This is a genomic window from Cupriavidus sp. HPC(L) (genome assembly GCF_000307735.3).
GTDB lineage: Bacteria > Pseudomonadota > Gammaproteobacteria > Burkholderiales > Burkholderiaceae > Cupriavidus.
In genome coordinates this window covers 1-11,692 of the sequence record NZ_AMPR02000053.1, presented here as the reverse complement: position 1 = coordinate 11,692, position 11,692 = coordinate 1, and the positions used below count along the sequence as shown (strand labels likewise).

The following is an 11,692-nucleotide window of genomic DNA, read 5'->3' as shown; positions in this document are numbered from 1 at the left end:
CGTCGCGCTCGACGGCCGTGTGCTGCGCGGGCAGTCGGCGCTGGACCAGGCGCCGATCACCGGCGAGAGCGTGCCGGTCGACAAGCAGGCCGGCGATCTGCTGTTCGCCGGCTCGATCAACCAGACCGGCGAGCTCGAGTACGAAGTCACCGCGCCGGCCTCCGATTCGACGCTGGCGCGCATCATCCACGCGGTCGAGGCGGCGCAGGCGAGCCGCGCGCCGACGCAGCGCTTCGTCGACCGCTTCGCGCGCATCTACACGCCGACGATCTTCGTGATCGCGCTGCTGGTCGCCATACTGCCGCCCTTGCTGGCCGGCGGCGCCTGGCTCGACTGGATCTACAAGGCGCTGGTGCTGCTGGTGATCGCCTGTCCGTGCGCGCTGGTCATTTCGACGCCGGTCACCATCGTCAGCGCGCTGGCCGCGGCCGCGCGCCACGGCATCCTGATCAAGGGCGGCGTCTATCTGGAGCAGGGCAAATCGCTGCGCTGGCTGGCGCTGGACAAGACCGGCACCATCACGCACGGCCGGCCGCAGCAGATCGACTACGCGCTGCTGTCCGGCGCACCGGAGCGCGCCCGCGCGATCGCGGCGAGCCTGGCCGCGCGTTCGGACCATCCGGTATCGGCGGCGGTCGCCGCGGCGGCGCGGCGCGAGGGCGTCGAGACGCTGGACGTTCAGGACTTCGAGGCGCTGCCGGGCCGCGGTGTCGCAGGCAAGGTCGACGGCCATCCGTACTGGCTCGGCAATCATCGGCTGATCCACGAGATGGGGCTGTGCTCGGAGGCGCTGGAGTCACGGCTCGAGGCGATCGAGCGTCAGGGCCGCACCGTGGTGCTGCTGGCGGGCGGCGATCCGGGTGCCCTCGGTGTCCATGCGCTGTTCTCGGTCGCCGACACCGTCAAGCAGACGAGCCGCGATGCCATCGCCGAACTGCACGCGCTCGGCGTCGGCACGATGATGCTGTCCGGCGACAACCCGCATACGGCGCAAGCGATTGCGGCGGAGGTCGGCATCGACGAGGCCCGCGGCAATCAGCTGCCGCAGGACAAGGCCGAGGCCGTCGCGGCGCTGACCGCGCAGACCGCTGCAAGGCAGGGTGCGCCGCATGGCCGTGTCGGCATGGTCGGCGACGGCATCAACGATGCGCCGGCGCTGGCGCGCGCCGACATCGGCTTCGCGATGGGCGTGGCCGGCACCGACACCGCAATCGAGACCGCCGACGTCGCGCTGATGGACGACGACCTGCGCAAGATCCCGGCCTTTATCCGGCTGTCGCGCCGCACCGGCACGGTGCTGGCGCAGAACATCGCGCTGGCGCTCGGCATCAAGGCGGTATTCCTGGCGCTGACCGTGGCGGGGCTGGGCACGATGTGGATGGCGGTGTTCGCCGACATGGGCGCGAGCCTGCTGGTCGTGTTCAACGGGCTGCGGCTGGCGGGGCGGCTGCGCTGAGCGCCGGCGCGCGCCAGCGTCGGCAGATTCCGCTTCAGCGCTGGACGATCAGCTCGCCGCTGCGCCCCGGTACCGTGCCCCAGGCCAGCGGCAACTGCGGCAGCCGATTGCGATCGAGCTGCCCGTACAGCGCCGCCAGCGGCGCCAGCCGATGTCCCTGCCGGCGCCATCCCTGCAGCAGACGCTCGAACACCGGGGCCAGCTTGCCGCCCTCCAGTTCCGCATGCAGCGTGAAGACCTGGTCGCGGCCGTCTTCGGTGCGCGAGAGCAGCGCCTCGTGCACGTTGCCCTCGTCGATGCCATCGGCGCCGATCAATTCGTCCAGCGTCGGCAGCGTGGTCGGCAGCTGCACGTGACGGCACGGCTTGCCGTCGAGCACCGGCACATAGGGCTCGGTGCCGCGGCCATCCGACGCATAGCGCAGGCCCCAATCGTCGAGCTGCCGGAACGCTTCCGCATTCATCTGCCAGCCGGCGGCGCCGTGCGTGGCCGGGGGCGCGCCGAACACCGCTTCGAAACGCTGCCACGCCCGCCGCATCTGCGCGCGCGTCCACGCGGCGTCGCGCGAGCGCACGTGGTCCTGCCAGTAGACGTGGTCCCAGGTATGGATGCCGCATTCGTGGCCGGCGCCGCGCGCCGCGCGCATCGCCTCGGCCGCGCGCAGGCCGATGTCCGGGCCCGGCAGCAGCACGCCATACATCAGCGTGCGCAGGCCGTAGTGCGAGACCACCGAGGTACGCGACACCTTGCGCAGAAATCCCGGGCGGAACACGCGCCGCAGCGCCCAGCCGGTATGGTCCGGTCCGAGGCTGAACAGGAAGGTCGCGCGGGCGTCGTGCGCGCGCAGCAGCGCGATCAGCTTCGGCACGCCCTCGCGCGTGCCGCGCAGCGTGTCGACGTCAACCTTCAGGGCGATCGTGGCCATCGATGTCGTGCCTCGCCGGCCTAGTTTCCCGAATCCACCAGCGTGCGGGCCTCGATCACCTTCTCGCGATAGGCCTCGAAGATCCGCCGCAGCGATTCGGCCATCGTCACCGTGGGCTGCCAGCCGAGTTCGCGCATCGTGTTGTCGATCTTCGGCACGCGGTGCTGCACATCCTGGTAGCCGTTGCCGTAGAACTCGCCCGACGACGTTTCCAGGATCCGGCTATGGCGCGCGCTTTCGGCGTACTCGGGATAGTCGGCGGCCATCCGCAGCATCATCTCGGCGAGCTCGCGCACCGAATGGACGTTGCCTGGGTTGCCGATATTGAAGATCTTGCCGCTGGCGATGCCGCCGGGATTCTCGATGATCCGCATCAGCGCGCTGATGCCGTCCGAGATATCGGCGAACGCGCGCTGCTGCGCGCCGCCGTCGACCAGCCGGATCGGCTCGCCGCGCACGATATGGCCGAGGAACTGCGTGACCACGCGCGAGCTGCCTTCCTTCGACTCGAAGATCGAATCCAGCCCCGGCCCGATCCAGTTGAACGGCCGGAACAGCGTGTAGTTCAGGCCCTGCTCGATGCCATAGGCGTGGATCACGCGGTCCATCAGCTGCTTGGAGCAGGCATAGATCCAGCGCGGCTTGTTGATCGGACCGTAGACCAGCGGCGAGGACTCGGGATCGAACGCCTCGTCGCCGCACATGCCGTAGACCTCCGATGTCGACGGGAACACCAGGTGCTTGCGGTACTTGACCGCGGCGCGGACGATCGGCAGGTTGGCCTCGAAGTCCAGCTCGAACACCCGCAGCGGCTGCCGCACGTAGGTCGCCGGCGTGGCGATGGCCACCAGCGGCAGCACGGCATCGCACTTGCGGATGTTGTACTCGATCCATTCCTTGTTGATCGTGATGTCGCCCTCGAAGAAATGCATGCGCGGATGGTTGACCAGCTCGCCCAGGCGGGCCGTCGACATGTCCATGCCATAGACTTCCCACGACGTGGTTTCGAGGATGCGTCGCGTCAGATGGTGGCCGATGAAACCATTGACGCCGAGGATCAGGACTTTCTTCATGGACTTCCGGACTTCAGGCTTGAGGAGAAGACTGCAGCAGCGCGGCAAGCGCGGCCGGGGACAGCGGTGCGTTGCCGCGGGACAGCGCGTCGGACAGCGCGTCGATCAGCACCAGGCCGCCGTCGCCGCATAGGCCGACGATGCGGCCGTCGATGACGTGCAGACCGGGGGGGAGACCGGCCAGCACCTGCCTGGGCGGCATCTCGGCCGGCAACGGGCGGCGCGCGCGTTCGACCACCAGCCGGTGGCCCTTCCATTCGGTGAAGGCACCGGGATAGGGCGGCGCGACCGCGCGGATCAGGTTGTAGACCGCCGCCGCCGGCTTCCGCCAGTCGATGCGGCCGTCCTCGGGACGGCGGCCCGAGAAATAGCTGCCTTCGGCCAGCACATTGGGACGGCGCGGCGTGTTGCCGGCCAGCATCGCCGGCAACACGCGCCACAGCGTCTGCTCGGCCGCCACGGTGACCTTGTCGAAGACCTGCTGCGCGGTGTCGTCCGGCAGGATCGGCACCGCGGTCTGCGCGACGATATCGCCGGCGTCGGGCTTCGCCTCCATCGCGTGCAGCGTCGCGCCGGTTTCGGTCTCGCCATGCAGCACGGCCCAGTTGACCGGCACCCGGCCGCGGTATTTCGGCAGCAACGACCCATGCATGTTGAAGGCGCCGTGCGGTGCCAGCGCCAGCAAGGCCGGCGGAATCAGCGCGCGGTAGTAGAACGAGAACAGCAGGTCGGGCCGCGCCGCCTTGACCGCGGCGGCCAGCGCCGGATCGTTCGGATCGTCGCCATACACCAGCGGCAGGCCCAGCTCCGCGGCGGTGTCGGCCACGCGGCGGAACCAGATCGTTTCATCGGGACGGTCGCGATGCGTGACCACCAGCGCCACCTCCACGCCGCGCGTGTGCAGCACGCGCAGGCAGCGGTCGCCGACGTTGTGGTAGGCGAACACTACGGCGCGCATGGCGGCTTCCGGTCATGACGCGGATCGAGGCGAGCGGGCTCTCCACCTTCGCCGAACTCGTCGAGCCCGCTCCAATCGTCCTGCGCCGCGCGGCGCCCGCCTTCGCCGCGCACCCCATCGCCCTGCGACGCATCCAGAATCGCCTTGATCCGATAACGCGGCCGGTCGCGTACCTGCTGATAGATGCGGCCGACATATTCGCCCAGCAGGCCGATGCCGAACAGCATGATGCCGACCAGGAAGAAGTTGAAGGCGAACAGCGTGAACAGGCCCTGGACCTCCGAGCCCAGCAGGAAACGGCGCACCAGCAGCACCACGAACAGCACGCCGGACAGCAGGGACAGCGCCGTGCCGATCATCGAGAACCATTGCAGCGGCACGATCGAGAAGCCGGTGACCAGGTCGAAGTTCAGGCGCACCAGCTGGTACAGCGAATATTTCGATTCGCCCGCGTGGCGTTCCTCGTGGCCGACCTCGATCTCGACCGGATTCGACGAGAACGTGTAGGCCAGCGCGGGGATGAAGGTATTGACCTCGCGGCAGGCATTGATGGTATCGACCACGCTGCGGTCGTAGGCGCGCAGCATGCACCCCTGGTCGGTCATCCGGATATGCGTGATCCGCTCGCGCAGCCGGTTCATCGCGAACGAGGCGACTCGCCGAAACGCGCTGTCATGGCGCTGGCGGCGGATCGTGCCGACATAGTCGTGGCCGGCGCGGATCGCTTCGACCAGCCGCGGGATTTCCTCGGGCGGATTCTGCAGGTCCGCGTCGAGCGTGATCACCATGCGGCCGCGCGCATGCTCGAAGCCGGCCAGGATCGCCATGTGCTGGCCGAAATTGCCGTTGAACATCACCACGCGCGTGACCTCGGGCCGCTGGCGGAATTGCCGCGCCAGGATCTGGGCCGAGCGGTCGGTGCTGCCGTCGTTGACGAAGACGATCTCGTAGCTGGTGCCCAGGCCGTCGAGCGCCGGATAGAGCCGGTCGAACAGCGCCTGCAGGCCGGCCTCCTCGTTATAGACGGGGATCACCACCGACACCTCGATCGGCCGGGCGCGCGGCGGCGAGGGCCGGCCGGGCAACGGCGCGGTCTCGTCGTCGCGAATGCGGGAGGGCTGACCCGGCAGCGGATGCGGCATCGCGCAGGACACCAGCTCGGAAGTTACGGAAGCAGACGTTTGCATGTGTCGTTCAGCGTGGCGCAGACGCGCTCGACATCGGCCTCTTGCATGGCCGGGAAGAGCGGCAGCGTGAGAATGCCCCGCCCGATGCGCTCGGCGTGCGGCAGCATGCCGTCGCGCCAGCCCAGCGAGCGGTAGTACGTAAACAGATGCAGCGCGGGGTAGTGCACGCCGGTACCGATGCCGGCCTCGCGCAGGGCCTGCATCACCCCGGCGCGCCCGCCCCGCAGGCGCTCGGCGGGCAGTACCACTTGAAACATATGCCAGTTCGACAGTGCTGTCGCGGGGTCGCCGGCGACCGGCAGCTCGATGCCGAGTTCGGCTAGGCCATGCCGCGCGGCGGCGTCCATGTAGGCGCGGGCCAGCGCGGTACGGCGCGCGGTGATCGCGCCGAGCCGCGGCAGCTGGGCCAGCCCGATCGCGGCGTTGACGTCGGTCAGGTTGAACTTGCCGCCCGGCACCTCGACGTCCATGCCATCGACGCCGCTGCGGATCACGCCCTGCAGCCGCAACCGCTCGGCGCGCAGCGCCTCGTCCTCGTCGTTCATCACCAGGCAGCCGCCTTCGACCGTCGTGATGTTCTTGTTGGCCTGGAAGCTGAAGCTGACCAGGTCGCCGAAACTGCCGATGCGCCGGCCGCGCCAGCGCGAGTCGATCGCCTGCGCGGCGTCCTCGATCACGCGCAGGCCGTGCTGTTGGGCGATCGCGTAGAGACGGTCCATGTCGACCGGCAAGCCGGCCAGATAGACCGGCAGGATTGCGCGGGTGCGGGGCGTGATCGCGGCCTCGACCGCGTCGAGATCGAGGTTGCGGGTGCGCGGATCGATGTCGACGAAGACCGGGCGCGCCCCGACCGCGACGATCACGTTGGCGGTGGCGACCCAGGTGATCGCGGTGGTAATGACCTCGTCGCCGGGACCGATGCCGGCGATCCGCAGCGCGATCTCCATCGTCGCCGAGCCATTGGCGAACGTGCGCACCGGCCGGCCGTCGAACAGCGCCGACAGCGCGGCCTCGAAGGCCTGCATCTTCGGGCCGGAGGTGATCCAGCCCGAGGCCAGCACTTCGCCGACCGCCGCGATCGCGTCCGCGTCGATGTCGGGCCTGACGAAGGGCAGGAAGGGTTCGGCGGATCGGGTGGAAGCGGGCATCGGGCGAATCGGCAAGGACGTCGGCGTGGATCGGTGGCGAGGAACGGGGGAGGTCAGGAACAGGGAGGTCAGGAACGCGCGATCAGGAACACGCCAGCCAGGATCAGCAGGATGCCGGCCATCCGCAATGGTCCGATCATCTCACCGAACAGCCACCATGCGGCCACCGCGTTGACCACATAGCCGAGCGACAGCATCGGATAGGCCATCGATACATCGACGCGTGATAGACCGACGATCCACACCGCGACGCTGGCGACATAGAGCGTCAAGCCGGCCAGCACCGGCCATTGGGCCAGCACGCGCAGCGCGGTATCGAACAGCGTGGCACGGTCCAGCGCGATCGCGCCGACCGCATTGACGCCGGCCTTGAGCAGCAGTTGCGCGCAGGCGTTCAGCAGCACGCCGGTCAGGATGAAAGCGAAGGTAGTGATCGTCATCGGTTCGAAGGAATGGCGCGGGTAGCGGCCGGCGGCGGGGCGAAATTGGTGACCACGACGCGGCGCACGTCTTCGGCGACCCGATACATCGGCAACGCCTGAGCCTGCAATCTGGTGTACATCTCCGGCGACATGATGGCCACCGCGGGGCGGCCGCTGCGCCAGGTCTGGGCGAAGCCCTCCAGCGTCGGAATCCACTTGTCCGGTTCCTGCTGCAGGCCGAACTGCAGCTCGTCGGGATGCCAGACCAGCGTCAGCGGATGGCGCAGGTAGAACGGCAGCGTGTGGTCGAGCATGCCGACGCCATAGAACGGCATGTCGTCCTTCAGCACTTGCTGAATCGCCGGCACCAGGTCGATGCCGGAGGTGCGCCGGCCCATCACTTCGTGTCCGAGCAGCGCGACCGTGAAGCTGGTGTACATCGCCAGGCCATAGCAGACGATGCTGGCCAGCCTGCCGTTGCGCCGCGCCAGCCAGTGGGCGAGCAGCACGCCGGCGAACATCACGACGAAGGCGGCGCCGATCCACAGCGCGAAGACCCGGTAATAGGCGTTGGGCGTGTTGTCCGAATCGAGCGTGGCGACCACCGGCGTGGCGGCCAGCCCGAGCACCGACACGGCCAGCATCAGCAGCAGCAGGCGCCGCCAGCCGGTGTCGCCAATGCGGTCCAGCGCGACCCCGGCCAGCATGCCGAGCGCCGGGAAGATCGGCACGATGTAGCCGGGCAGCTTCGAGTTCGACAGGCTGAAAAACACGATGATGGCGCCGGCCCAGACCAGCATCAGCAGCGCGGGGCGCAGCGGGGCGGCGCCTGCCGGCTGCGCGGCTTCGGTGCGCTCGCGGCGCACCGCGCGCCAGATGCCGGGCGCCAGCGCCAGCCATGGCAGGAAGCCGGCCAGAAGCAGGGGCACGAAGTACCACACCGGGCCCTGGCGATGATGGACGCTGGTGGTGTAGCGCTGCCAGTGTTCGTGGATGAAGAAGAAGCGCAGGAATTCCGGATTGCGCTCGGCGATCAGCCAGAACCACGGCACGGTGATCGCCAGCAGCAGCGCGGCGCCCCACAGCAGATGCAGACGGCGCCACAGCGCGAAGTCGCGGGTGATCGCGGTGTACACGACCAGCACCAGCCCGGGCAGTGCAATTCCGATCAGACCCTTGGTCAGGATGGCGACGCCCATCGCGGCCCAGCAGGCCAGCATCCAGCCGCGCCGGGCGGCGGGCGTGGTGTCGGGGTGTTGCGCCAGCAGCATGCAGGCCAGCACGCAGGCCAGCGCGCCGCCCAGCGTCATGTCCAGCGAATTGAAGTGGGCGGCGACGCTCCACATCGGTGCGGCCGCCAGCGCCAGCCCGGTCAGCCAGCCGGCGCGCGCGCCGAACCAGCGGCCGGCCGCCCACATCGACGCGAGCAGGCCGACGAAGCCCGACAGCGCCACGCACAGCCGCGCCTGCCATTCGCCGAGCCCGAAGGCGGTATAGGTCAGCGCCGTCACCCACAGGTGAAAGGGCGGCTTCTCGAAATACTTGACGCCGTTGTAGCGAATCGTGACCCAGTCGCCGCTGGCGAACATCTCGCGCGCGATCTCGGCATAGCGGCCTTCGTCGGAGCGCAGCAGATGGCGGGCGTCCAGCGTCCCGAACCACAGCAGGACGATATAGAGGACGACCAGGGCGATCACCGCCGCGGACAACCCGGCGGCTTGCGTGGTCGGAAAACGGCGCATGAAACTCCTGAAACGGTGCGGCGCGGCCTTGGCCGCTTGCTGACAACCCGCTACGGAGCCATGCGCTCCGTGTGGTGCTTACGACGCCTGTGTCAACGGCGAAGTTCGCATTTTGTGCGAAAGCTATGACGCTCGATACCGAAAAATGTCCTACACGGGTCTCGCGAGCGGGTTTCGGGCGGCCCGGGACATATGTCCTGTGCTTTGGATGGCACTTCTTGGCGCTTCGCAGGCGTGTCAAAACGCGGGCGCAAAAAAACCCGCGCGCGGCGGGTTCTGGATTCGCATCGATATCCGCATGGGATATCCCGCATGGATATCCCGCATCGGATATCCGGATGGGATCGGGCCGCCCGCGGGGTGGCCCGTGCACCGATCTCAGTTGGCTGGCTTGGCGGGCTTGGCCTTCTTCGCCTTGTTGTGGCCGTTCTTCTTGCCCTCGTCCTGGCCCGGCGCCAGGTCGGCGCGGGTGCTCTGGTTGGTTCCCTGGGTATAGGGATCGAACTTGTCGCCGGCCTTGGCGCCCTGGCTGTAGGGGTCGAACTTATCGCCCGCCTTGGCGCCTTGCGAGTACGGGTCGAACTGCTTCTTGCCGCCGGTGTTCTGGGCGTGCGCCGCCAGCGGGGCGATGCCGATGCACAGCGCGATGGCCGTCGCGACGAACTTGCTCATGATGTCTCCTCGAAAGTTGCCGTCCACCGGATGGGCGGCTGACGATGGGCGGGCGTCGACACGCCGCCCGCGCCAGTGTCTCCAACCTGTCTCGAGGCTGTCAAGCGAGTCACATCGGCTGCGGTCAGCGCGTCGCGCTCATGGAAAGCGAGCATTGCCGCGCGTCGGCGCTTCGGTATGCGCCTATTCGGTCACGGCGTCGGACGGATGCTTCCACGCCTCGCGAACCTCGGCCGATGGGGCGAGCGCCAGGTTGATATTGCGCGCGCCGATCGGCTTCTGGAACCAGCGCTGCTGCAGCGCCTCGATCTGCGGGCTGCCGTAGACGCCGGCCAGCGTCTGGTCGACCAGCTGCTTCCATGCCGGGTCTGCCTTCGACAGCATCAGCGCGTTCTGCTCGACCGACAGCGCCGGGCCGACGATCACAAATTGCGACGGGTCCTTGGCGCGGGCGCGCAGGCCGGCCAGCAGCACGTCGTCCATCACGAAGGCCTGGGCGCGGCCGGACTCGAGCAGCAGGAACGATTCGCCATGGTCCTTGGCGTAGATGTCGCGGTAGCCGTACTGGCCCTTGAGCCGGCGCACATGGCGGTCGCCGGTCGAGCCGGCGCTGGTCACCACGGTCTTGCCGCGCAGATCGTCCAGCGAATCGATGCCGGAATCGGCGCGCACCAGCATCCGCACCGTCGACACATAGTGGGAGACGCTGAAGGCGACCTGCTTCTGGCGCTCCAGCGTATTGGTGTTCGGCGCGCAGTCGAGGTCGACCAGGCCATTGACGATGCCCGGGATGCGGTTCTGCGGGGTCAGCGGCATCCAGCGGACCTTCAGGTCCTTCAGGCCCAGTGCCTGGCGCGCGCCCTCGGCCGCGCGCAGGCACAGGTCGACCGCGTAGCCGGCCGGCTGGCCCTTGTCGTCGGCAAACGAGAACGGCAGCGCGGACTCGCGGTAACCGAGCACGATGGTGCCGCTGGAGCGGATCTTGTCGAGGACCGGGCCGTGCAGCGCCTCGGCGCCGGCGGCATGCGCGACGCCGGTGCCGAGCAGAGCGGCCGCGAGCAGCACCGGGCGGAGCGAACCAAGAGAGCGACGGAAAGAGCGGAAGGAAGACAACATGGCGGGGCGATAGAAAACAGCAAAGACCCAAGGGTAGCGATAGGTTTGTCCCGGGGGAACGACAACTTCGTCATAAGTAAATACCCTAGGTCAATGTGCCGAGCCGGACGCAACGGCAGGGAACGACATGCCGATGCCTGCACGTGGCCCCGGGTACAATCCCGGGCCACGCGGTCCGGTGCCGCGCCGCGCACGGGCGCGTCGGGGCCGGGCGGCGAATTCCCGTTCGGTTTCCGTCTTGTCCTCCATCTCTTCGCAACCCGCGCGCCTGGCCGGCATCGATGCGCTCAAGGCCATCGGCTCGCAACTGATCGTGCTGCACCACCTCGCCTTCTACGGGCCGATGTCCGATGCGGCGCATTCCCTCGCCCCCGCCTTGATCGACTGGCTCGCCGACTACGCGCGCATCGCGGTGCAGCTGTTCCTGGTGATCGGCGGCTTCCTGGCCGCACGCAGCCTCGCCCCGGACGGCCTGCTGCGCACGCCGCGGCCGCTCGCGGCGCTGCTGCGGCGCTATCGCAAGCTGGCCGTGCCCTTTGCCGCGGCGATCGGCCTGGCCATCGCCGCGGCGGCGCTGGCGCGGCAGGGCATGGACCATCCGTCGATCCCGGCGCCGCCGCAATGGGGGCAGCTGCTGGCGCATCTGTTGCTGCTGCACGACGTGCTCGATATCGACGCGCTGTCGGCAGGGGTGTGGTATGTCGCGATCGACTTCCAGCTGTTCGGGCTGCTGTTGCTGACGCTATGGCTGGCGCGCCGATTGCCCGCGGACTGGCAGGTCCGCGTGGGCGCCGCACTGGTGGCAGCGCTCGCGCTGGCCTCGCTGTTCTGGTTCAACCGGGACGCGGACTGGGACATGTGGGCGATCTATTTCTTTGGCGCCTACGGACTTGGCGTGCTCGGCTACTGGGCGTCGAACCCCGGGCGCTCCGGCTGGTGGCTCGCGGCGCTGGCGGCGGTTGGCATCGCCGCGCTGATGGTCGACCTGCGCTC

General features: G+C 68.7%; 11 protein-coding genes. 2 read left to right on the top strand and 9 right to left on the bottom strand.

Annotated features, from left to right (window positions below):
• Positions 1 to 1,456: heavy metal translocating P-type ATPase (locus B551_RS04660; RefSeq protein WP_023263574.1), on the top strand; the 1,456-nt coding region annotated here is incomplete at its 5' end.
• A 34-nt stretch (positions 1,457 to 1,490) separates the two neighbouring features.
• Here the strand turns inward: B551_RS04660 and B551_RS04655 are convergent.
• From B551_RS04655 to B551_RS04615, 9 genes are all read right to left on the bottom strand, one after another.
• Complete coding sequence (locus B551_RS04655) at positions 1,491 to 2,381, bottom strand: polysaccharide deacetylase family protein (protein WP_006578539.1); 891 nt, start codon at positions 2,379 to 2,381, stop codon at positions 1,491 to 1,493.
• A 20-nt stretch (positions 2,382 to 2,401) separates the two neighbouring features.
• A complete protein-coding gene (locus B551_RS04650) occupies positions 2,402 to 3,454 on the bottom strand; it encodes a bifunctional UDP-4-keto-pentose/UDP-xylose synthase (protein ID WP_006578538.1) in 1,053 nt (350 codons plus the stop codon).
• Positions 3,455 to 3,467: 13 nt separating this feature from the next.
• Entirely contained in the window at positions 3,468 to 4,412 is a 945-nt protein-coding gene (locus tag B551_RS04645; protein WP_006578537.1) for a formyltransferase, read from the bottom strand.
• A complete protein-coding gene (locus B551_RS04640; RefSeq protein ID WP_231906569.1) occupies positions 4,400 to 5,599 on the bottom strand; it encodes a glycosyltransferase in 1,200 nt (399 codons plus the stop codon). Before B551_RS04640 ends, B551_RS04645 begins: the two co-directional genes overlap by 13 nt.
• Positions 5,578 to 6,747 (bottom strand): DegT/DnrJ/EryC1/StrS aminotransferase family protein, encoded by a 1,170-nt coding sequence (locus B551_RS04635; protein ID WP_006578535.1) that lies wholly within the window; start codon positions 6,745 to 6,747, stop codon positions 5,578 to 5,580. Before B551_RS04635 ends, B551_RS04640 begins: the two co-directional genes overlap by 22 nt.
• A gap of 68 nt (positions 6,748 to 6,815) precedes the next feature.
• Positions 6,816 to 7,187, bottom strand: a complete 372-nt coding sequence (locus tag B551_RS04630; protein ID WP_006578534.1) for an EamA family transporter — start codon at positions 7,185 to 7,187, stop codon at positions 6,816 to 6,818.
• The gene (locus B551_RS04625) at positions 7,184 to 8,911 is read right to left on the bottom strand and encodes a glycosyltransferase family 39 protein (protein WP_023263573.1); all 1,728 of its coding nucleotides are present in this window, start codon (positions 8,909 to 8,911) and stop codon (positions 7,184 to 7,186) included. Before B551_RS04625 ends, B551_RS04630 begins: the two co-directional genes overlap by 4 nt.
• Before the next feature lie 378 nt (positions 8,912 to 9,289).
• Positions 9,290 to 9,583, bottom strand: a complete 294-nt coding sequence (locus B551_RS04620) for a hypothetical protein (protein ID WP_006577877.1) — start codon at positions 9,581 to 9,583, stop codon at positions 9,290 to 9,292.
• Between the two features lie 183 nt (positions 9,584 to 9,766).
• Positions 9,767 to 10,699, bottom strand: coding sequence for an amino acid ABC transporter substrate-binding protein (locus B551_RS04615; RefSeq protein ID WP_043437398.1), 933 nt, complete (start codon positions 10,697 to 10,699; stop codon positions 9,767 to 9,769).
• Between the two features lie 247 nt (positions 10,700 to 10,946).
• Between B551_RS04615 and B551_RS04610 the strand changes: the two genes are divergently transcribed.
• A partial coding sequence (locus tag B551_RS04610; protein WP_043437400.1) for an acyltransferase family protein occupies positions 10,947 to 11,692 on the top strand: 746 nt, incomplete at its 3' end.